This window comes from Ectobacillus sp. OTK, assembly GCF_059698935.1.
In genome coordinates this window covers 1,952,583-1,974,730 of sequence record NZ_AP048547.1, presented here as the reverse complement: position 1 = coordinate 1,974,730, position 22,148 = coordinate 1,952,583, and the positions used below count along the sequence as shown (strand labels likewise).

Annotated in this window: 17 protein-coding genes; 6 read left to right on the top strand and 11 right to left on the bottom strand. The window is 42.6% G+C overall.

All coding sequences use genetic code 11. From position 1 onward, the window contains the following. Window positions 1–125: 125 nt before the first annotated feature. A complete protein-coding gene (locus AC6HZ4_RS09595) occupies window positions 126–1,547 on the bottom strand; it encodes an aminotransferase-like domain-containing protein (RefSeq protein ID WP_497494763.1) in 1,422 nt (473 codons plus the stop codon). A gap of 99 nt (window positions 1,548–1,646) precedes the next feature. On the opposite strand from AC6HZ4_RS09595, the gene AC6HZ4_RS09590 reads away from it, so the two are divergent. After that, window positions 1,647–2,249 carry a LysE/ArgO family amino acid transporter gene (locus AC6HZ4_RS09590; RefSeq protein ID WP_497494762.1) on the top strand — a complete coding sequence of 201 codons (603 nt, stop codon included), beginning with the start codon at window positions 1,647–1,649 and terminating at the stop codon, window positions 2,247–2,249. A gap of 328 nt (window positions 2,250–2,577) precedes the next feature. On the opposite strand, the gene AC6HZ4_RS09585 is transcribed toward AC6HZ4_RS09590, so the two are convergent. From AC6HZ4_RS09585 to AC6HZ4_RS09560, 6 genes are all read right to left on the bottom strand, one after another. After that, entirely contained in the window at window positions 2,578–3,087 is a 510-nt protein-coding gene (locus AC6HZ4_RS09585) for an SRPBCC domain-containing protein (RefSeq protein WP_497494761.1), read from the bottom strand. 19 nt (window positions 3,088–3,106) lie between these two features. Then, window positions 3,107–3,445 carry an ArsR/SmtB family transcription factor gene (locus tag AC6HZ4_RS09580; RefSeq protein ID WP_497494760.1) on the bottom strand — a complete coding sequence of 113 codons (339 nt, stop codon included), beginning with the start codon at window positions 3,443–3,445 and terminating at the stop codon, window positions 3,107–3,109. Between the two features lie 577 nt (window positions 3,446–4,022). Continuing rightward, window positions 4,023–4,304 carry a hypothetical protein gene (locus AC6HZ4_RS09575; protein WP_497494759.1) on the bottom strand — a complete coding sequence of 94 codons (282 nt, stop codon included), beginning with the start codon at window positions 4,302–4,304 and terminating at the stop codon, window positions 4,023–4,025. A 67-nt stretch (window positions 4,305–4,371) separates the two neighbouring features. Further along, window positions 4,372–5,160: an ABC transporter permease gene (locus AC6HZ4_RS09570; RefSeq protein ID WP_497494758.1), complete on the bottom strand. Its 789-nt coding sequence runs from the start codon at window positions 5,158–5,160 to the stop codon at window positions 4,372–4,374. 1 nt (window position 5,161) lies between these two features. Continuing rightward, window positions 5,162–5,935, bottom strand: coding sequence for an ABC transporter permease (locus AC6HZ4_RS09565; RefSeq protein ID WP_497494757.1), 774 nt, complete (start codon window positions 5,933–5,935; stop codon window positions 5,162–5,164). Further along, the gene (locus AC6HZ4_RS09560; protein ID WP_497494756.1) at window positions 5,925–6,905 is read right to left on the bottom strand and encodes an ABC transporter ATP-binding protein; all 981 of its coding nucleotides are present in this window, start codon (window positions 6,903–6,905) and stop codon (window positions 5,925–5,927) included. The genes AC6HZ4_RS09565 and AC6HZ4_RS09560 overlap by 11 nt, the downstream gene beginning before the upstream one ends. Window positions 6,906–7,259: 354 nt before the next feature. Between AC6HZ4_RS09560 and AC6HZ4_RS09555 the strand changes: the two genes are divergently transcribed. Next, window positions 7,260–8,321: a lactonase family protein gene (locus AC6HZ4_RS09555; RefSeq protein WP_497494755.1), complete on the top strand. Its 1,062-nt coding sequence runs from the start codon at window positions 7,260–7,262 to the stop codon at window positions 8,319–8,321. Window positions 8,322–9,064: 743 nt separating this feature from the next. Here the strand turns inward: AC6HZ4_RS09555 and AC6HZ4_RS09550 are convergent. The 3 genes from AC6HZ4_RS09550 to nirB all read right to left on the bottom strand — a co-directional run bounded on the left by AC6HZ4_RS09550 (window position 9,065) and on the right by nirB (window position 14,758). Next, entirely contained in the window at window positions 9,065–10,069 is a 1,005-nt protein-coding gene (locus AC6HZ4_RS09550; RefSeq protein WP_497494754.1) for a DUF3231 family protein, read from the bottom strand. A 157-nt stretch (window positions 10,070–10,226) separates the two neighbouring features. Further along, window positions 10,227–12,377: an assimilatory nitrate reductase catalytic subunit NasC gene (gene nasC, locus AC6HZ4_RS09545; protein WP_497494753.1), complete on the bottom strand. Its 2,151-nt coding sequence runs from the start codon at window positions 12,375–12,377 to the stop codon at window positions 10,227–10,229. A gap of 20 nt (window positions 12,378–12,397) precedes the next feature. After that, window positions 12,398–14,758: a nitrite reductase large subunit NirB gene (gene nirB / locus AC6HZ4_RS09540; protein WP_497494752.1), complete on the bottom strand. Its 2,361-nt coding sequence runs from the start codon at window positions 14,756–14,758 to the stop codon at window positions 12,398–12,400. Between the two features lie 916 nt (window positions 14,759–15,674). Here nirB and AC6HZ4_RS09535 point away from each other — a divergent pair. Continuing rightward, window positions 15,675–16,742 (top strand): permease, encoded by a 1,068-nt coding sequence (locus tag AC6HZ4_RS09535; RefSeq protein WP_497494750.1) that lies wholly within the window; start codon window positions 15,675–15,677, stop codon window positions 16,740–16,742. Window positions 16,743–16,816: 74 nt separating this feature from the next. On the opposite strand, the gene AC6HZ4_RS09530 is transcribed toward AC6HZ4_RS09535, so the two are convergent. Further along, window positions 16,817–17,542, bottom strand: a complete 726-nt coding sequence (locus tag AC6HZ4_RS09530) for a M50 family metallopeptidase (RefSeq protein WP_497494749.1) — start codon at window positions 17,540–17,542, stop codon at window positions 16,817–16,819. Between the two features lie 162 nt (window positions 17,543–17,704). On the opposite strand from AC6HZ4_RS09530, the gene AC6HZ4_RS09525 reads away from it, so the two are divergent. From AC6HZ4_RS09525 to AC6HZ4_RS09515, 3 genes are all read left to right on the top strand, one after another. Next, window positions 17,705–19,135 (top strand): hypothetical protein, encoded by a 1,431-nt coding sequence (locus AC6HZ4_RS09525; protein ID WP_497494748.1) that lies wholly within the window; start codon window positions 17,705–17,707, stop codon window positions 19,133–19,135. A 19-nt stretch (window positions 19,136–19,154) separates the two neighbouring features. Further along, complete coding sequence (nfsA, locus tag AC6HZ4_RS09520; protein WP_497494747.1) at window positions 19,155–19,904, top strand: oxygen-insensitive NADPH nitroreductase; 750 nt, start codon at window positions 19,155–19,157, stop codon at window positions 19,902–19,904. 850 nt (window positions 19,905–20,754) lie between these two features. Next, window positions 20,755–21,867: a hypothetical protein gene (locus tag AC6HZ4_RS09515; RefSeq protein WP_497494746.1), complete on the top strand. Its 1,113-nt coding sequence runs from the start codon at window positions 20,755–20,757 to the stop codon at window positions 21,865–21,867. Window positions 21,868–22,148: the final 281 nt, after the last annotated feature.

Genomic DNA, 22,148 nt, shown 5'->3' with positions numbered 1-22,148 from the left:
CATAAGGCTGTTTTTTTAGTATATAAAATTGCACAAAAGAGCATATTTGGTTCTTGTGAGAATAAGAGGACAGTACAAACACCTCCTCTCCACAAATAGAGTATTTTATACATACTAGATAAGAATTAATGCCGGCTTAGTGCTAATAAAATATTTAATCCTTCTTTTAATTCTTCCAACGACGCGTAGACATAGGAAAGACGAATGTGATGTAAATCGCTTGATTCATAAATATAACCTGGGTTAATTAAAACATTTTGATTAAGTAATTTTAAAAATAGTGTCTTATTTACAATAGGTTTATGAAACCTGAGCCATATATAAAATCCCCCTTCAGACTTTTTCCACGTAGCAATTTCTCGAAATTGCTGTTCTAGTATTTCTTCTACAAATGCAGCCCTTCTTTTCAATTGTTCACGAAGTTTAATCAAGTGCTTTTCGTATAAGCCAGTTGATATCCAGTGTGCAACGATTTCTTGAGAAAAGGCACTTGAACCATAATCCGTTTGCATTTTAATATCAGCTAATCGCCCAATAACAGGTGAAGGTGCAACAACCCAGCCAATCCGTAATCCAGGGCTTAGCGTTTTGGATACACTGCCGATGTAAAGCACTTGTCCTGATGTATCAAAAGACTTTATAGCGGGTGAAGATGATTCAAATAATAGTTCGTGATACACATCATCCTCAATAATCGGGATTTGCAGCTCTCTGCACGCATTGTATAGACTTTTCTTTTCTTCCATCGACCAATTATGTCCTGTCGGATTGTGTAAGGTTGGTACACAGTAAAATAAAGATTGTCTTTTTCTTTTGAGTGTCCGTAAATTATCTGTTAAATGTGCATCCCGTGAAACTGAAATCATACGCATTCCAGCGGATTGAAAGGGATGTACAGAATTTAAATACGAAGGTTGTTCTTGAAAAACAATGGATCCTTCTTCTAATAATCCAATTGCAATTAATTGAAGCGCTTGAAGTGCACCTGAAACAATTAAAATGTTCTCTGGTGCTGTATGAATACCTCGTTTTTTTAAATACTTACATAAAATTCCCCGAAGCTTTTCACTTCCTTGCGGTGATGAATAGCCAATTGCCTTTGGTTCAAGTGAAATTGCTTTTAACGACTGTTCAATTTGTTTCGTTGGGAGCAGTTCTGGTGATAATTCACCTGTTCCAAGACGGATGATATGATCCATTTGCTCATATTCATTGATGAGTTGAATCGTATGGTAGTTTGGTTTATGAATACTTGATTCAATGTGTTGCTGCCAATTCGGTTGAACTCTGTTCAAAAGCATATTCCATGAATTACTGGCTACAAATACTCCTGATCCCATTTTTGATTCGAGCAAACCATCTGCCTTCAATTCATCGAGTGCAAGCTGCACGGTGCTTCGATTCACATTAAATTGCGCTGCGAGTTGGCGCTGTGTTGGAATCTTTGTGCCAACAGTCCAATCCCCTCGTTCAATACGAGATTTTATCCAATCTACAATTTGCTCTTGAACGGTCAAATGAGAATGACGATTTGGCTTCCACTTCATCCAATCCCCTCCTAAATTGGGTGGATAAAAAACCATCCAATTGGTTGTTTTCTTTTAGTTGTATCATAGTACGATAGTAATTGAAAAGGAGTTGACTATATGGAAGCCATTCTTCATGGAATAATACTGGCATTCGGCCTCATTTTACCATTAGGAGTACAGAATGTATTTGTATTTTCACAAGGAGCCGCACAGCCAAAACTGCTTCAAGCACTTCCGGCAACCGCTGCAGCTGCACTATGTGATACATTTTTAATTCTTTTAGCTGTCTTTGGACTATCAATTATCGTTTTACAATTTGAATGGCTGCGACTTAGCCTAATCATTGCTGGGATGTTGTTTTTGCTTTACATGGGATATGCTATTTGGCAGTCCGAACCAACAACGGCTGAAGCGAATAAAGCATTACCAATCCGCCGACAAATCCTCTTCGCTTTTTCAGTTTCTTTATTAAATCCGCATGCCATCTTAGATACAGTAGGTGTTATCGGGACAAGTGCATTAAAATATGTTGGGACAGAAAAAGTTTTATTTACAATCGCATGCATTGCAGTATCTTGGATTTGGTTTTTTGGATTAACTCTAGCAGGGACAGTCATGAAGAAGTTAGATGGTACGGGAGGCTTAATGAATATATTCAACAAATGCTCCGCCCTGTTTATCTGGGGAACTGCCATTTATCTTTTTAGTGGATTAATGTAACATACAGTAAACTATAAAGATATTATGTTCAGTGCATAACATACTTGTCACAATATATGGGTTTTAGTTGGATTGTAAAAAACTAAATATAAAGTCTGATAATAATGGCTGCCAACCTTTCGCGGACATTATACACTAATACAGTTTCTGAAAGAAAAAAATCTTGCCATTCCGCCCAGAAACGAAAAACCAGCCCCTATTTTAGGGCTGGTTGGCATAAAATCCGTTCTCGGCAGTTCTATTAGATAAGCTGTACTATATTAGCGAAATGTCGGTAGTCCCTTTTAAATATGCGGAGATGTTTAGACTCTAGCGGTTAATGAAGCTGTTATTGAAGGGATTGCAAATGCTCGGCGAGGCGATCCCAAGTTTGAGTAATTCCTTGCTCCATACCCATATCCAAGACGGCTTTGAGCGCTTCAGCGGAAGCGTATTGAGCCTGGCTGATGATCTTCGTCTTGCCTTCATGTTCTGCAAAAGTTATTGTAATCCTACTCGAAGGCATCTCCTTCATTTCATTGCCCTCTGCATCAGAGAAGTAGTCGACATATACGATCTTTTCTGCTTCTACGATTTCCTGGTATACTGCTTTTCCCCAAGATTCGTATCCATAAAAATCCCCTTGATTCTTATCGATGCATTTCATGCAGTAATGCCAGATGCCTCCCGGACGAAAATCCACGTTGCAAACCGTAAGCGTCCAGCCGCGCGGACCCCACCAGTGCTTTAGATGCTCAGCCTCGGAGAACGCTTTGAATACCAGCTCGCGCGGCGCATCAAAAACACGCTCCAGAATTAGTTCCTGACCCTCTACCTTGGAAATCATTTTGTTTAACATTGAAAAATCCTCCCTAGATTTAGTTTTGTTTGTCCTCTTTGGATTGCAGCTTCTGCAGGTAATTCTCCAGGTTGTCGAATCGTTCCTCCCAAATACTGCGGTAAGTTTCAAGCCAAGTGTCCAGCGCTTGGAACGGCTCTGATCGGAGCTTGTAGATTCGCCGATTAGCAACCGCTTGCACCTCGACGAGCCCGGCTTCACTAAGTACACGGAGATGTTTAGAAGTTTGCGGCTGGAGAAGACTAAGTCGTTCAGCAATTTCCCCTACAGTAAGGGGGCCATCACGCAAAAGCTCAACGATGTTTAGTCGGTTGGGTTCGGCAAGTGCATTCAAAGTTGTTGTGATTTTGACACCCATATACTCTTTCTCCTTTCACCCTAAATATAACTCATTAGGAATATTCCTGTCAAGGAATATTTATGGATTATTTTGTTAAAAGATCTTTGACTGACTTACCTTTTAGCTAAACAAGGAACTATGTATGCTGTATTCATGTCAGGTTTACATAATCATGTATTATGAGCATTTCGCCCTCAAACACAGCAATGGACAAGGCTCCCCGCTCTTTCCGTTTTCTAATGGTATGCACATTTTCTTTGTCACAGCAGCGTTTTGTGAGAAAGAAAATCACACCAGGCTGTATAAAATCCTGCGTATCCTTAGCGTATAATATCCGTAAAATGGCAGCGGGATCCCTATACTAAAAAAGGAGGAGACAAATACGATGCTTTAGTTATTAGATTTTGATTATATTTTGAGCTATATATTTTTCATAGTTTTTTGAGTATGAGCGAATGTTTAGCTCTTTCTGACCAAAAACGACCGTTTACATTATAATTTTTGGGAAAGTTCTTATAGAATCTTGCTAATACAACGGAAATTACCTTAAAAATAAAACAAAGCAAGGCCGCTTTAGGCAGCAGCCTTGCTTCCTTCATTCAAGCCATAGCATAATGTTCAAAATGATATACCAGACAAGCGGAAACAAACTCCATGAAACAGATTTCTGATACGCTCTTTGTTTAAAGGCGCGCCATCCCATGATTGCTGAAAGGAACACAAAAAGCGGATATGAGCCAACAAATGCAGCAAACATCCAGCCAATTTCAAAGGAAAAGACAAAACCAATATACCAGAATAAAAGCGAACAAACTAAGACGGCCTCGCTCACAATCAGCCAAATCAACGTCAATCGTCTCACCATTGTCTTGTCCACAATATCCCCTCCGCCGCTTCCTTTATTTATCTATATGCATGCATAACGACAGTACTGACCGATTTCTTCAGCTGCTCGCACTCGTATACGACCGAAGGGCATACCGCCAAAATCGTCGCGATAGCCATAAAAATATGCCGGCAATCAAAATTGATGCTGCAGCAGCAGTTATATTCCATTTCCCCAGCAGCGCTAAAGCTGGTGTACTTGTAATAAAGGCTGCAGGCAAAACGTACGTAAGCACTACGCGCAGCCAGCCGCGATACATACCGATCGGAAAACGTGTCGTTTCAAAAAAGGAATTAAACACAAAGGATAAATCATCCATGCGGATTACCCAAAAGGCTGTCGTCATAAGCATCATCCAAAGAGCATAGATGATGACAAACGACAAGCAAATGGTAACGCAAAACATGATCACATCCACTGCGGACGGGATATACTGCTTTTGCACCAATGCATATAGAACAAGACCGATGCCAAGCAGCACATCAATGAGCCGCCAAAACACTAAATGACGAAAGCTTACGTAAAACATGCTATCTACCGGCTTTGTGAGCACATAATCAAATGTTCCTTTTCGAATATGCTGCAGCAGCCGCGGCATATTCGGACGAAGCGCAAAATCAATAAGGCCCTGCAGCGTATTGAACACGCCAAGCAGCAGCAATACATCCGCATACGCCCAGCCGCCAAGCTCATTCGTTTGATAAAAAAAGATATGAATCGTCAAAATGGCAATTCCGATGCCAAACAGGCTTGACAGCAAATTCCCAACAAATTCGCTGCGATACTCAAGCTCCTCTACTAAACACGTTCGAAAAAACTCACGAAAGATGCGCCAATATCTTCGCATACTATCCCCCCACCGCCTGGTTTTTCTTAAGCCCTGCCTTCCAAAGCAGGCCGAGTACAATCGCGAAAAAGAGCGACCAGCTCGCTGCCCCGATAAACCCGTACATAACAGCTGTTCCTTGTATACTTCCCGTCACAATTTCAATCGGAAAGCCGATCATATAGCGGAACGGCAAATACAAGCTAATTTGCTGAATGAGCGGCGGAAGCAGCGACAAAGGCGCAATGCGGCCCGACAAAAAGAGCGAGATGGCTTCAAACATTCCGTAGACAGCCGTTACCTTCGTAATCCAAAAGCCAAGAAGACCGAATGAATAGCTAAACAAAAACCGAATGGCAGCTGCAAGTATAAGCGCCGCAAGAAAAAGAAGCGCCTGCAGTGCGCTCATCTGAAAGCGCAAAGCTGGAACAAAGAGAGCGAGCAGGCCCCATACCGGAAGCAAAATCACAAAAAACAATGCCTTATATACAAAATTCTCAGCGATCGCCCAATGGATCGGATGAAACGGGCGAACGATTTGATAGGAAAATGTCCCTTCCCGAATTTCACGATCAAGCTCCCAAACATCCCAGGCGCTTGTCATCCGTTCTACAAAAATAAGAGCGGCAAAATAAAAAATAAATGCATCCTCTTGCTTTGGGTAAATATTCATCCATACAAGCATCGTAATGAGCGGCTGCACCATCGCACCTGTCATCCAAACGATGGTGGCCAGCTGATAGGCGAACATTTCTACATACTTCATGCGAAGAAGAACAACGTATTTATGAAGCATGAGATCCCTCCTGAAACGCGAGCGTGATAACCTCCTCCATCGGCGGGTCCTCAATATTTAAATCATGCACCTCAAACTGCTGCAAAAACTGCGCAGACACCTCCGGAATACGCTCACGCGGCACGCGCAGCGTTACCTTTCCTTCTTCAAGTGCAACAAGCTCGCCGTATGCATTCCATGAGATATTCGGGACATCCGGCAGACGCAGCTCCAGCAGCTTATATGGCGTTAATTTTTCTGTTAATACCTTTAAATCACCGTCATACAATAGCTTTCCATGATTAATAATTAATACGCGGTCACAAAGCGCCGTAACGTCACCCATATAGTGCGATGTTAATAAAATCGTTGTTTTGTGCTCACGATTGTATTTCCCGATAAACTGACGTACCTTTTCCTGCGTATGCACATCAAGTCCAATCGTTGGCTCATCCAAAAATAAAATCTTTGGTCTATGCAATAAAGCAGCCGCCAGCTCACACTTCATCCGCTGTCCAAGCGATAGGCTGCGCGTCGGCTTTGTTAATAATGGCTCCAATTCTAACAGCTCAACAAGTTCATCCAGCGTTTGCCGAAATGCCCGCTCTTCAATTTCATAAATAGCCTTATTCACCAAAAACGTCTCCATCGGCGGAATATCCCAAATGAGCTGGCTTTTCTGCCCCATCACTAAGCTCATCATTTTTTTAAATTCCGCTTTTTGCTCAAAGGGAACATAGCCCCCGACCCGAATCTGTCCAGCGGTTGGATGAAGAAGTCCAGCCAGCATTTTGATCGTCGTTGTTTTCCCTGCCCCATTCGGCCCTAAAAACCCGACAATTTCCCCGGATGGGATGTGAAACGAGATATCCTGCACCGCTTCCACAAGGCGGTACTCCCGCTTGAACAAGCTGCGCAGCGCATCGGTCCATCCCGCCTGCCGAACATGGATTTGAAATTGTTTGTTTAACTGCTGCACTTCAATCGACATACATACCTCCACCATGATTTATTAAGAACAGCGGACACAGCCCGCCCCGCTTCCAAAGGAGACAGTTCTCCGCACATTGAGGAGCCTTTGGCCTCGGCGGTCGGAGGTCTTTCCCCGCAGCAAGCAGCTCATGGGAGCAGGGCGGCGTCGCCTCACAAAGCTATCATTTTTTATCTTTTGAAAAAGCCGCTCCTTTTCCAACTAGGAAAACAAGCGGCTGCTCTATCTTTTATTATAATGATTCCCCTGTAGCATGCCCAATTCTTTCTATTTTTCAGATAAAAAATTTTTACTAGATAAACATATGCGCTATAATGAAATCGATAACATCTTTTCTGAGAGGAGCATACAAGCATGACGAGCAGCAAGCAGTTTGTTGGATACATTGGTACATATACAAAAGAAGGAAGCAAGGGCATTTACAAATTCACACTTGATACAGAGACGCGTACAATGAGCGAGGTTGAGCTGGCGGCAACATTGGACAACCCCACATATGTAACAATTAGCAAAGACAATCAATATTTATATTCCGTTATCAAAGAAGGCGACTTAGGCGGTGCCGCTGTCTATTCCATTAACGGCGAAGCAAACACTCTAGAGCTTGTGAATAAGCAGCTTTTAGAAGGCGCTTCTCCATGCCACATCAGTGTTGATTCTGACAAACGCCAAGTTGTTACTGCAAATTACCATAAAGGGACAATTGAGCTATATGTAAGCAATGAAGGCGGCGCATTAAACCCGGCTTCATCCATCGCGGAGCATCACGGCTCTGGCCCAAATGCAGCTCGACAAGAAAAGCCGCATGCGCATTACGCAGGCTTTGCCCCTGATGAAAAATACATTGTCGCAATTGATTTAGGAATCGATAAGCTCATTACATATACAGTGAAAGATGGTGCTTTATCCGAGGTGCATGCATTATCCGTGAAGCCTGGAAGCGGCCCAAGACATTTGGCATTCCATCCTAACGGAAAATACGCGTATATCATGACTGAGCTTAGCTCAGAGGTCATCGCCCTCGCCTATAACGCGGAGGACGGCAGCTTTACTGAACTGCAATATATCTCTACTATTCCGGCAGATTTCACAGAAAACAACCAAGGAAGCGCAATTCACCTTTCCGCGGACGGCCGCTTCGTATATGCTGCAAACCGCGGACATAACAGCATTGCGATTTTCAGCGTAGACCAAGACTCTGGAGAACTTACTTTCGTAGAGCGTACACATACAGAAGGCAACTGGCCGCGTGACTTCCGTATCGATCCAACAGGTGCTTTCCTTGTAGCTTCCAACGAGGAATCCGGAAACCTTGTCTTATTTGCAAGAAACGAACAAACAGGAACACTGCAGCTGCTGCAATCAGACGTACGCGTACCGAAGCCTGTATGTGTTGCGTTTTTGCATACGATCTAAGAAAAGCGGACATCTCTGTTAAATTAAAGATGTGTATCTAAAAAAAGCCGCCCTTTCGTACAATATCTGCGAAGAGGCGGCTTTTAGTTGCTTCGAGCCCGTTTTTCAAAAGCCGGTCTTCTTCATGACAGCCACTGTCGCTATATCGCCATGTTTCACACTCTTCGTATAGTTCATGAAACTTATTTTTACGAACAAAAAACTGCTTTTTAGCTGATAGTAACTTTTGCTCTATAAGGATTACCACCTGCTCCAAAGGTTACAGGATCTATATAAACAGGAGCCGCAACAATTGTCCCCCCTGCCGTTTTTCTTGTGTATTCAAGTTTTTATACACCTCTGTCATAGCAACGTTTTATGAGGGATTAAACCACTCAAAATTGCATGAAATTCTGCATATCCTTCGCTTCGGGTATAACATTGACATGATGACGTCGGAGCTCTGTACCTATCCGGCTAGGCAATCACGATCCCCTAGAACGGAGAATTTGTGCGAATTGTTCACTTTTATCGTTTTGAGATGGTTTGTTTTTTAGGTTGATGGCTATGTAGCGGGGCTCTATGATGAAGATATATACGTACGATGATGCAGAATAGCTTGAAGAAAAATTGGCGTAGTGCAAAATGGTAAGCTTCAATCGTATATTCCATGCTCAATTATAACATTCATTAAAAAGGAAGTGCCCAAAAGGCAGTGCTATGTTCTGCTCTTTTTGGACACCTTCCTTTTGTTATCAAATCAATTATTTCGTAAGTTGATTTCGATCCTCAACCTGCGGAGGCTCCTCCATCCACCCATTTTTAATCATAATCTGCCCGCCTTCTTGGGCAAAGGAAAAAATATCCTTTGCAAGCAAGGCCATTTTTGCCGGCAGGTCACTTCGTAAACTAAATGCTCCGCCTAATGCATTACTTCCGAGCCCAAAGGAAGCTAATAAACTGGTGTGGTACATCATCAATTTATCAGAAAATGGTGCCGTTTTTGACGCAGTTGCTTTACCAGCATGAGTTGCCGGCGGTTCAATAAAGCTTTGACGCAAAAATTCACCTAAATCAATTTCGATTTTTTTTGATAATTTCATTCCTTTGACAAGATAGTTCTTTACCTCTTCATTTGCAGCAACTTGAGCAAATCCAATCATTAATTGCATCCCTATAAGGTTTGTTTCAATGGCATGATGGATGAGAGAAACTTCAACTGTGTTTAAGGATCTCGTTTCACTAAACCAATTCAATCCGCCCATATAATTTTTATCATGCACAAAACGAACCTCTGTTGGCATGGATACAAAAGGGGGGCGTACTAAAACCCCTTTTTGTAGAAGAAATTGAGTGGATTGGCTGTTCATCGCTTGGGATTCTGCGGTTAAGCCTATAAAAAAATCTTCAATATCTTTTCGATAGGACATACCTGTAAAAAGTGCATACAAACTCATTTCCACCTTAGTAATCATATGCAGATACATGATATCGAACACATAATCATACAGCTTAGGAACACCTTTATGTACATCACTTTCTGTAAAGCCGATAGGAATGACTGCCCCTTCTTGCTTAAAAATATTTGCAATCACCTCTACACTTTTGGCAGCTCCATCGTAATGCAGCTGCAACAGTTGTTTTGCTTCCTCATCAGCGTGCTCGATAAAATGTTCCAGCACCCTAATAACCATCGTTTTTTCATGATAAGTCATCCATAAATTAGCTAATTCTGATGACGTGATAGGTACTTGACTCGAGGTCGTCATGCTGCATCCTCCTAGTTTTATTTTTTAATATAACCACGAGGATGTTATTTTATGAGTAAAGACTACTCGCAAAAAATCATCCCTCCGTACAAAATCTACGAAAGGATGATCCTAAATAAAAATTACTTCATAATCAGAAAATAAAAAGCCGCCTCCCTTAATGGGAGATAGGCTCTACTACTGGACTTATTTTCACCGCACTTGCCTTAAATCCAGGCATTCTACATGTTGGATCCAAGTCCTTTGGAACTAAAAAATTCACATTTTGCGAATCAGCCCAGTGAAATGGAACGAATACTGTATCCTGCCTAATTTTATCAGACCACTGACTTCTTACCACAATGCTTCCCCGCCGTGATTCTACCCTTACAAGACTCTGATCCTGCACATTATATTTCATCGCTGTTGCCGGATGAATTTCCATAAACGATTCGAAGTTCCGCGCTGCGAGCGACGGGCTTTTTCTTGTTTGTACACCTGTTAAGTAGTGCGACATAACGCGCCCTGTTGTTAAATACAGCGGGAACTCTTCATCCGGCTTTTCCTTCGGAACGACCGAGTTGTTTGGAACAGCCGCCATTACCGCTTTACCATCAGGATGCGCGAACGATTCTTCAAATAATCGCTTCGTTCCCGGATGCTCCGTATCCGGACACGGCCATAAAATGCCGTTCTCTTTACGCAAACGATCATATGTGATACCAGAATAATCCGCAATGCCCCCGCGGCTCGCTATGCGTAATTCATTAAAAATTTCCTCGGCAGATGAAAATGAGAAGTACTCTCCCTTACCAAGCACTTTCGCAATGTCACAAATAATTTGCCAATCGTGTCTCGCCTCTCCCGGACAAGGCATACTTGCTTCCCGCAATGTAACGCGTCCCTCTACATTTGTAAGCGTTCCTTCATCCTCTAAATAAGAGGAAGCCGGCAAAATTAAGTCTGCTAATCTAGCAGTCTCAGAAATAAATAAATCAACCGCCACGAAAAACTTTAATTTTTGTAACGCCTCCTGCACAAGATGGGCATTCGGGTTGGATACAATTGGATTAGAGCACATGAGCAGCATACCGGTGATCTCGCCGCTATGAATTTTCTCCATCATTTCGTATGCCGATACGCCTTTTCTTGGTAAGTCCTCAGCACGAATTCCCCACACATCCGCAATATATGCCCGATGCTCCTCATTTTCAATCGAACGGTAGCCTGGCAGCTGGTCCGCCTTTTGACCGTGCTCTCTCGCTCCCTGACCATTTCCTTGGCCCGTTACAGCTCCATATCCGCAATATGGCTTGCCAATTTTACCTGTGGCAATCAGAATATTAAGGAAATTACGGACAGCAGCAGATCCGTCTGTTTGCTGTTCCACTCCTCTTGCCGTAAAAATCATTCCCGTTTCTTCACGTCCAAACATGATAGCTGCCTTACGGATTTGCTCGGCTTGAACACCTGTTAATTCCGCAATTTCATCCATATCTAAAGCAGCAACATGCTCCGCTACCTCATCAAAGCCTTTTGCCCGTTCGCGAACAAACGCTTCATCCACTAAACCTTCCTCGATAATTGTTTTTAGTAGACCGTTCGCAAGCGCAGCATCCGCTCCCGGCTTCACTTTCAAATGCAAATCTGCCATTTTCGTCGTCGCCGTTTCCCTCGGGTCAATCGCGATAATATACGCCCCGTTTTCCTTTGCTCTTTCAAAGTACGGCATCATCGTTGGCTGACATTCAGCGATGTTTGTACCCGCCAAAATAATACAGCGTACGTGAGGAATTTCAGACATGCTGTTGGTGAATCCGCGATCCATACCAAACGTTTGGCTCGCACCTGATGCAGCTGCTGACATACAGAGTCTTCCGTTATAGTCGATATACCTTGTTTGCAGGGCAACACGGGCAAATTTCCCCAGCAAGTATGCCTCTTCATTCGTAATCGATGCGCTTCCGTACACCGCTAGCGCATCGCGTCCATCTTCAGCCTGAATGCTCGTAAACTTCTCGCGTATCTTCTCAAGCGCCTGCTCCCATGAAATACGGACAAACTCACCATTTACCTTGAGTAACGGATACGTAATCCGATCGCTATGCAAAGCGTGCTGGTGCGCATTCATCCCCTTAATGCACAACCGTCCTTCAGAGGTTGGATTGTCCTTTCCAATCGTTTTATACTGCTTACGCGTGACAATTGACTGCTCAATAAGCTGCATTTTGCATTGCATGCTGCAATATGGGCATTGTGTATCATATACACGCTCCGTTTCCGCTTCCTGCTGTCTGGAGCGAAAATACTTTAATAACAACTCGGTCATAACTGTCCATCCCTTCCTGCTTATGAGTAGCTTTTATTTGATGTTCTTTGATAATAAGCTGCATCTGCTTCCAGCCGCTCTAGCAATTGCCTGCGAAGCTCTCTATCAAACAATACTTCCCTTACATGGATGATGCCGACTCGATCTAACCACTGCCATGTGCGCTCCAAATAATTGGCTGCCTCACGGTAATACTGAATAAAGCCGCCAATGATTTCAATTGCTTCCTCATCCGTCTCGGCAATGCAAAGCAATTGTCCGCTGCGTACATTGCGCCCGCTGCTGCCGCCAACGTAGATTTCCCATCCTCTGTCCATTCCCATAATGCCGATATCCTTCGTTGTTGAGCCTGCCCCATTATGCATACAAGCTGATACACCCATTTTGATTCGATAAGGCGTTGTTACAAATTCAGCTTGCTTTTCTAGACGAACAGCCAATGCGAGTGCCTTCTCCTTCTCACATTGACAAACATGCTCACCAATGCATGTTTTCACATTTTGCACCATATTGCCGTACGTCGCACTTAACGGCATATCCAGTTCAGCCCACACACCCGTTAAATCCTCTTTCTTCACACCCATCAGTAAAATGCGCTGCTCGCTCGTTATAGCTACATTCGGAATACGATATTTCTCAGCCACATCAGCAATCTTCCGCAATTGCTCTGCCGTCGTTAAGCCGCCGTACATTTGCGGAACGACGGAATATGTCCCATCGCTTTGTACAATCGCGTTCATCCTTCTATTCATGTACAAAACTTCACGTTTGCTTTCGTACTCTGGGTCAATCATTCCTAAATAATACTGCAAGGCAGGACGGCAAACCGAGCATCCAGTGCTGCTTTTCCACTGGAGTGCCCTCATGACCTCTTTCACAGACACAAGGCCACGCAGCTGCATCTCCCGCACAACCTCATCCTCAGTAAGTGTCGTACAAGAACACATTGACTTTTGCTCGATTACTTCCTCAAAGTCATCACTTTGTATATATGCTAATAAATCTGCTACCACCGGCTTACATCCGCCGCAAGAGCCGGAAGCCTTCGTGCATGCCTTAATTTCTTCAACTGTTGTTAAGCATTTTGTTTGAACCGCTTCGATAATACTTCCCTTTGAAACACCGTTACAGTTACAAATAATGCTGCTGTGAGCCATAGCAGCAACCTCATGCTCACCCCCGTTTGATGATTGAAGAAGAGCTACTTTATCTGCATCGGATATATCTCGTTGCTTCACAATAATATCAAGCAGCTTTGCACCGTCCTTTGTATCCCCGAACAATACAGCACCAACCATTTTATTTTCGCGGAACACTGCCTTTTTATAAATTCCATCCGCTGCATTATGAATTGTAACAGCCTTCGCTGTTTCATCCTCCGTAAACTGACCGACTGAAAACACATCAACACCGGATATTTTCAGCTGCGTAGAAAGAACCGATCCTTCATATCCACCTGAATCGATTCCACAAACGCGCTTAGCTAATACCTTCCCTTGCTCATATAAGGGCTTTACGAGTCCATACACCATCCCTCGGTGCTCAGCACATTCGCCGACTGCATACACATTCGGTACACTTGTTTCCAAATAGTCGTTGACGACAATCGCCCTGTTTACCTCTATGCCGCTTTCCTTTGCCAGCTGCACATTCGGCCTTACCCCGACAGCCATGACAACTAAATCGGTTTCTACTTCTGTTCCATCCTTAAAAAGCAGCCTCTCTACCCGGCTTCCCCCCGCAATCTCTCCTGTTTGCTTTTCCAGAAGAAACTTCATTCCTTGCGCTTCCAGTTCCGCCTGCAGCATTTGCGCCGCTGTTCGATCAAGCTGTCTTTCCATAAGATAGTCAGCAATGTGAACAACATGTACATCCATCCCAAGGTTTAACAGTCCTCTCGCAGCTTCCAACCCTAATAATCCGCCGCCAATGACAACTGCTCTTTTATACTGCTTTGCTGTTTCGACCATCGTCTGGCAATCTTCAATTGTTCGAAATGCAATGACTCCATCCTTATCAGCTCCTGGAAGCGGAAGCATAAATGGAACCGACCCTGTCGCTAAAATTAAAATATCGTACGGCACTTGTCGATTTTGATCTGTCGCAATCACTTTCTTCTCAGTATCAATTGCAACAACCGTTTCCCCGGTAAACAGCTGAATGTTGTTCTGCTCATACCAATTGCGGTCATTAATTACAATATCTGCAATCGACGTACTGCCCTGCAGCACAGTCGACAATAAAATACGATTATAGTTTACATGCGGTTCGCTGCCGAAAATTGTAATCTCAAAAGCATCTGGATTCTGTTGTAAAATTTCCTCAATGCAACGAACACCCGCCATCCCGTTCCCTACTAATACTAGCTTTTGTTTGTGCATGTCAAAACCTCCGGCAAGTTATGAAAAATTGTCAATAAACCTCTGCATGCTTCTTATTATTTCATAAAACGCAGGGAAATGGAATCTCTAATGTTATAATTTCTAACACTAAAGTTACATAAAAACTATTTGTTTTTCCTTTTTCTTCATGTATAATACTTATCTTCTGGAAAAAAGCCATCCATTTTGTAATACACGAAACAAAAATCCATTTTCATCCTTATAAATTCTTGTTACTTTCCTCTTTAACAGAAAAAAACGAAAATTAAACGTTATATTTCCTAACATCTAACGTGACAAAGATAGGGTTTATATATTATTCTTAACTCAACAAGCATTACAAATTTAAATGCAACGGAGGTATCACAATGAAACCCATCGGCTTATTCTCATTCATCATCCTGCTTGGAAGAGCAGCATTTTCTAAAAAGTATAGTGTGGGTTGGTAAAACAACTCGCGAGCTGAATCTTCATTGTTCGATATCGGTTTACATCTCAAAAAAGGAGGAGCACTCATGAAGCATACTGATTTATTCTCATTCGTCATCTTACTTGGAAGGGTAGCATTCTCCAAAAAATATAGTGTCGGTTGGTAAATTACAAACAGGTTGAACACTTTATTGTTCAAAATCGTTTTTTATAATAAAACGTATCGAAAAGGAGGAATACTTATGAAACGTACCGGCTTATTCTCATTTATTATCCTGCTTGGAAGGGTAGCATTCTCTAAAAAGTGCAATGTAGGTTGGTAATCATTCACTTACATTATAGAAATTTTTTAAGGCGGACATTGTCCGCCTTTTCTCTTGCATATAATACAACTGCTAGTAATCTTCAAAATTACTATATTTCCTATACATTGTGATATAATTAAAAATCAATTGTAATTTTAATTTTATATGCTGGAGGGTTACACATGTCGCAACTTAGTACGTCACTTTCCATGGAACAAGCCGACAGCAAAAAAACGCGCCGGCTTGTGTTCCTCTTTCTGTTCATTGCTGCTGCCGGACTTCTATATGTAAAATGGTGGCCGTATTATCAGAAAACGATCCTAGCTGCTACCACACATTCAATAGGATCATCCATTTTAGGTGCAAGCGATGCCTCTCCTTCTTGGGACGCTGCCTGGTCCTACACGATCGTTTATTTTAAAGCTGTTTGGAAAGCTGCCGTGCTTGGCATTCTTCTTGGATCATTACTTCAGGTAATGCTTCCATCGCAATGGCTATTGCGTGTACTTGGCAAAACATCGTTTAGCAGCACTGCTGCAGCCGGACTTGCTTCGGTTCCTGGTATGATGTGTTCATGCTGCGCTGCACCAATCGCCGTTGGACTTCGTAAAAAACAGGTTTCTGTCGGTGCGGCCTTAGCATTTTGGATTGGCAATCCAACCATTAATCCGGCTACCCTTATTTTTATGACATTTGTATTGTCATGGAAGTTCACTGTGCTCCGCCTCGTATTTGGTCTTATTCTTACATTCGGTATTAGTTATTTTGCCAATCGTTTTGCAAAGGATGCAGAGCCGGCATTTATGACTGAAAAATTAACGCAGCAAATCAAGCAGCAGGAAAGCGGCTCCTTCTTAGAGAGATGGTTCAAAAGCATGGGAAGCATGATTTTTTACACAGTACCTGCATATATACTAGCAGTGCTCGTGCTCGGAGCTGTACGTGTTTGGCTATTCCCGGAATTAAGCGATGCTGCTGCTAACAGTTTGCTTGCTGTAATCGGCTTTGCTATTGCCGGTATGCTGTTTGTCATTCCAACTGCAGCGGAAATTCCAATTATCCAAGCGCTTATGGCTGTCGGAATTGGTACAGGTCCTGCTGCTGCGCTGCTTCTTACGTTGCCTGCAATCAGTCTGCCGTCTCTTCTTATCGTTTCTAAAGCATTTCCAAGACGAGTGCTTGTCTTTGTTGCAGCTTCCGTTGTCATACTTGGCATTGCCAGCGGAATTGCAGGAATATTTCTTCTATAAGAAATAAAAAAACGCACTGCGTACTCTTCTAAAGCTGAGTATGCAGCGCGTTTTTTTGTTTCAGTAATTCCTTCCTACAGCATAAATGTTTTCATCACATAGTACCCTGCGTACAATGCCTGCCCGAAAAATACCAATCCCCACACGGCAGCTGGAATAAACGTAGCCTGCGCCAAGCTTGCCGCATCTCCTGCCTCACGCCGATTCGTCACACTTAGCTTACAAATCGTCCATGCCGATGTAATGGAATCTACAAGCACTACAACCGAGAAGAAAATGCTCGTATGAAGAATAAGCACTGTATATTGTTTATAGACAATATATCCGATTACTGACAAAAAACTAATCGCCCAAAGAAATCCATACAAATTCCGAACCCAAAACAAAGCAGAGACAGCTGCAATACCAAGAAAAATAAGCAAAATTGTATAATAATCGCCCTGGTGCAGCAAATAAAACAAGCCGACCGCTGCTGCGGAAGAACCGGTATAACCGGCATATGCGACTAATGCCCGTATGATGCGGGATCTTTTTGTTCTTGTAATAGCTAAACCGCTCGTATCGCGATGCAGCGTAATTTTATGGATCTTCCCGCCTGTCACAATCGCCATTAAGCCATGGGACAGCTCATGTATGAGTGTATTAGCTAATGCCGCGTACATCTCTGCTTTTCGCACAATCCGATACACTACTAACAATCCCCCAGCTCTCGCTCCGGGAAAGCTGAATATGACCGGCAAAGCGATAAACACAAATGCTACAAGCGCCATATATGTATAAATCAAATGAATATTTGGCATAGCTGCTCCCCTTACTTATAGGTAATCTTTCATAGTATACCATGCCTTCTTTCCCTCGTAGTAGCATGTCCAAATTCCACCATGTGTTCATCTCTGCAAAGTTTGGTTCCATACATTGAAAACTCTTGCCTGACTTTGGTACAATCTGTACAGGAAAGACAGGTGATAGCATTGGTACAAACTTCCGCACTAACAAGCGAGGTTATTGATAGAATTTCAAGATCGAATATCCTTTCTGTCTATGAAAAATATATGAAACAGGATTTAGAGGATGCCATCCTTTCGATTTATGAAGAAAAATATCATGATAAAGACATCAAAGATGCGCTTCGCATTATTAAGCGCAATTCTTTAAATCGGACAAAGCGGCGCTGGGTAAACAGTGCGATACAGGATTACGAAAATAAGAAAAAAGGACGCAAGGAGCTGGCAGAGGAATATGATTTGCTGGAGGCATATTATACGAAATACGGAGAAAAAGCATTTCAGCAGCAATTCCACAGCTTTTCTTCGCCCGCTGAGGTCATTGCATCTAGAATAGAGGAAATTACAAAATGGAGCGAAGACGACTCGCAGTTTTTATCAGACTATCGCTATATTCACGCAAAAACACGTTCGCAAATCGAAAAAGCATTATACGCGGACATCGCCGTCATCCTTGGCATCACATTAACGGATAACTCCTTCTCTCTTCTAGACGAGCTCATTATTGAAAGTCCGTTCAGCACAGTCGAGCACCCATTCTTTTCTAACACGCGCGGCAAGGTACAGCTTAATCAACCAATGCTTGAGCGCGAAGGAAAACATTACTTTCAAAGCTACTACAACCTTGGCGATGGAACAGACTATCAATTTCTCATTGAGAAGGAATATGTAGAAGAGCACGGCAACAAGGTAAGTGATCTAGACCGGCTGGATTATAAAATTTTTCTGGAAGTCATGAGCAACCGTGACGAACGCTTTGCGTCCCGTAAAATTATTGAAATTAAAATCGGTGACCTCGTCAAAAACCTATATAAAACGGACGGCACGAAAAACTATAAGATTGTAGAAGAGCGCATTACAAAAATGAAGCATTTCAGCATGACAAAGCGGCAGGATGACGATATTGTGTCATATGGCATCTTTGATTTTGTCCGCATCTATACGCAGCCAAACGGTACGCGCGTTGCTGAAATTCATGTAAACGAAGTGATCTATCACGACTATATCCAAAAGCAAACGATTCGCATGTATAAAAAGAAGGTGGAAAACCTCAGCCTTGACTCTTCCTACCACCTGCTGTTTGCACTGCAAAAGGAACGTCTGTATTGCTATGAGTCGAAATCATCCTATCAGGTAAAGCTCAATTATATCTACTTCGCGACAAAAATCCGTTTTAAAAAGAGGCGAAAATCAGAAAACTTAAAAGAAGTTGAGGAAGCGCTAGAAGAGCTCATTTCACAAAAAATTGTCGTCCAATCCTATCGCCGCGTCGGCGAGGTATTTTGGGTCACCTTTATTCCGCTCGAGGAAAAAGAAGTGCGCGACCTGTTAGAAGGCAAATACGAATATATGCCGATGGAATACTCCAATTATGATGCGCTAACCTAAACGGAGGGATACACGAAGAATGAATGAGGTTATTGAACTGCTGCTAAAGCATCGATCCATTCGAAAATATGAAGATAGACCGTTATCTGATGAGCAAATTCGGCTTATTGTAGAAAGCGCGCAAGCCGCATCAACATCTAGCTATATCCAAGCGTACTCGATTATCGGCGTGCGCGATAAAGAGAAAAAGCAGCGGCTTGCCGAACTTGCCGGGCATCAGCCTTATGTAGAAGCCAATGGTCACTTTTTCATCTTCTGTGCAGATTTATACCGCCACTTTGTCATTGCTGAGATGGAACAAGCCAGCCTTACTGATTCTCTCGAAAGTACGGAGAAATTTATGGTTGCTGTCATCGATGCAGCGCTTGCGGCGCAAAATGCGGCTGTCGCTGCTGAGGCGATGGGTCTTGGCATCTGTTATATCGGAGGATTGCGCAATAACTTAGATGAGGTAGCGAAGCTGCTGAACATACCGCAATACGTCATTCCGCTCTTTGGCATGACAGTCGGCTATCCCGCTCATGAACCTGGCAAAAAGCCGCGCCTGCCGCTTGCGCATATCTATCATGAAGATGCCTACAACCAGAACGAGGAAACATACAAAAAGCAGCTGCAGCAATACAATGAAACAATCCAACGCTATTACACGGAAAGAACAGGCGGTGTGCGAACGGATACATGGACCGGACAGATGGCGCAAGCTCTTTCACGTCCTACAAGAATGTATATGAAGGAATTTGTGGAGAAGCAAGGAATGAATAAAAAATAAAGAAAACTCGCCGATTAAGGCTGTTGGCAAAAGGGGTGAGCGCGTTGCGCTCACCCCTTTTGATTCACTAGAATGTGCCAGTAGACCCGCATCTCAATCATTTCATGCATAGAACCCACTCATCCAATCTCCTGCTCTTTTAACTTTGAACCAATTCTCCGTACCAATATGTCAAAAGTTGAACCACTTCTCCGTACTGTTTTGCAGAAAAAGTGAACCAGATCTCCGTACTTTTTCTAAAAAATGAACCAGACTTCCGTACTTTTCGTAAAAAGTGAACATAGCTTCCGTACCTTTTTGACATAGTGAACAACAACTCCGTACTTTTTCGACAACATATGCTAAATGGCTATATTTTCTACGTAAATCCCTCTTTTTCTGTGTTTTTTCGCATTTTAATTATGAACATTTTGTGAACAAAGCAGCTGTATTCCTTATAATTTGAACCAAATCCCCGTACGAAACATGCCAATTCACAAAAAAATAACGATGAGCTTTGAAAATGAACCACACCTCCGTACTATTCTGTCATTCCGTATGATTTTTCTATGCAGAAACCGCATCCCGCTTACAATTCTACACATAACAACGATGAACAAATAGGGGCAAATCACAGCAAAATCTATCATATGTGACCATTTTTGAACCAAAACTCCGTACTCATTTGTACAAATTCTCTGTCACACATAAAGTTGAACCATTCCTCCGTACCAATATGACACTACTCAAAAACGTTGATATATCAAGCTTTTAAAGAGAAGTGAACCAACTTCCCGTACCGTTATGTCGTTTTACACCCTTCTTCTCCCCCACTATACTGTAATAAGGAAAATAGAAGGGAGGGGTACACATGGAGCAAGGAAAGCTGATCTTAAAGCGCCATATTCTTGTGGCAAACAAGCTTCTCGCTGTGATGAGCGGCTTGAATCGGCAAACGAAGCAGAACGGAAAATACCAATATGAACAGCACAATCTCGGCATTCGCGACGCATTTCTATCCATCAAATGGACTGCTTCTCTAATGAAGCAAATGCTCACGTATGCATCCAAATGCACAAGCGATGGCACAATTACACTAATCTCCGAACAAGAAATGGCGCGCACGATGGGCTGCTCCGTGCGTACCATCCAAAATAACAACATCCAGCTCGCAAACGCCGGCATCATCCGATGGGATAGACTATGGGGAGAGTATATCGAAGTCTCTCTTTGCAACTATTTAGAGGACTTCCTTGATTTGCATACAAAGGAAGCATCACAGGAGAAGGCTGAGGATTTCCAAGAGGATGAATACTATTCCAAAGGCGGCTACACATCTATTGCAGATGAAGTCATGTACCTGCTGCTCGATATCCGCAGCGTAAACGTACTGCGCCTCGCGCTGCGCGCACTCTATACATACGAAAAGGATGTAAATGTAAAAAAAGAAACGGAAGCCTTGCTCTCCTACAGCGAAATCAAGCATGTTTTACCCCGCTATATCGGCTACAAACGAGCAATTCGCCAGCTAGCAGACAAGCTCAGCTCCATCTTCAAGGTAGAGCTATTTGAAAAGGAAGACTGCATCAAAACATTTATGGAAGAAAAGAATATGAAAAAATCCATCCTTGAAAAAGTGAAGGATGGGTTTATTCTGTCATGCAGCTTAATCGGCTCGCGCGACAGCAAAAAGCAAAAAACGATAGAAAAGGCATATGCCGAACACTTATTCACACGCTTCCAATCGTTCTTCCAAAGCTTTGGCCGCTGTGAAATCGACAAAAGGCACATTCATAACCTTGCACTTGAATTTGGAATAGACACGCTCGAAAAAGCCCTGCAGCGCATTCAGCATGACCTTCACTCCTTCACGCTGCAAGGCTATGAAGCTGCGATGACGATTGTCCGTGAGATTGAAGCTGATTTGGCCTCTTATGTTCAAAAAATTGCCCAAGGGTACTATCAGGCAAAAATTTCCGCATAACGTACCCTTATTTTCTTATGCCCTTTTTTAGGGCTTTTTTATTTAGCCATAAAGAAGCTGGAAATCCGGCCGCAGATCAGCTTCCCTTCTCATATTTCTTTAGCAGGAAAATATAAATAATTGAGAACGATAATCGTTTTCATGAAGAAAATCAAATTTTTATTGAAGAAATGCAATTTTTAATCGTAAAAAAAAGAAAACTTATGCAAAATATTCAATTTCTTAGAAAAATATATTGTGAATAGATGAAAAACATGCTTTGGACAACTGTGTAAAACTGG

What these genes read in the sequence shown, in the direction of transcription:
- nirB (WP_497494752.1), bottom strand. Translation starts at nt 14,758, where the DNA reads ATGCACAAACAAAAGCTAGTATTAGTAGGGAACGGGATGGCGGGTGTT.
- AC6HZ4_RS09580 (WP_497494760.1), bottom strand. Translation starts at nt 3,445, where the DNA reads ATGGGTGTCAAAATCACAACAACTTTGAATGCACTTGCCGAACCCAAC.
- AC6HZ4_RS09560 (WP_497494756.1), bottom strand. Translation starts at nt 6,905, where the DNA reads ATGTCGATTGAAGTGCAGCAGTTAAACAAACAATTTCAAATCCATGTT.
- AC6HZ4_RS09515 (WP_497494746.1), top strand. Translation starts at nt 20,755, where the DNA reads ATGGAGCAAGGAAAGCTGATCTTAAAGCGCCATATTCTTGTGGCAAAC.
- nasC (WP_497494753.1), bottom strand. Translation starts at nt 12,377, where the DNA reads ATGACCGAGTTGTTATTAAAGTATTTTCGCTCCAGACAGCAGGAAGCG.
- AC6HZ4_RS09550 (WP_497494754.1), bottom strand. Translation starts at nt 10,069, where the DNA reads ATGACGACCTCGAGTCAAGTACCTATCACGTCATCAGAATTAGCTAAT.
- AC6HZ4_RS09535 (WP_497494750.1), top strand. Translation starts at nt 15,675, where the DNA reads ATGTCGCAACTTAGTACGTCACTTTCCATGGAACAAGCCGACAGCAAA.
- AC6HZ4_RS09570 (WP_497494758.1), bottom strand. Translation starts at nt 5,160, where the DNA reads ATGCGAAGATATTGGCGCATCTTTCGTGAGTTTTTTCGAACGTGTTTA.
- AC6HZ4_RS09590 (WP_497494762.1), top strand. Translation starts at nt 1,647, where the DNA reads ATGGAAGCCATTCTTCATGGAATAATACTGGCATTCGGCCTCATTTTA.
- AC6HZ4_RS09585 (WP_497494761.1), bottom strand. Translation starts at nt 3,087, where the DNA reads ATGTTAAACAAAATGATTTCCAAGGTAGAGGGTCAGGAACTAATTCTG.
- AC6HZ4_RS09595 (WP_497494763.1), bottom strand. Translation starts at nt 1,547, where the DNA reads ATGAAGTGGAAGCCAAATCGTCATTCTCATTTGACCGTTCAAGAGCAA.
- AC6HZ4_RS09555 (WP_497494755.1), top strand. Translation starts at nt 7,260, where the DNA reads ATGACGAGCAGCAAGCAGTTTGTTGGATACATTGGTACATATACAAAA.
- nfsA (WP_497494747.1), top strand. Translation starts at nt 19,155, where the DNA reads ATGAATGAGGTTATTGAACTGCTGCTAAAGCATCGATCCATTCGAAAA.
- AC6HZ4_RS09530 (WP_497494749.1), bottom strand. Translation starts at nt 17,542, where the DNA reads ATGCCAAATATTCATTTGATTTATACATATATGGCGCTTGTAGCATTT.
- AC6HZ4_RS09565 (WP_497494757.1), bottom strand. Translation starts at nt 5,935, where the DNA reads ATGCTTCATAAATACGTTGTTCTTCTTCGCATGAAGTATGTAGAAATG.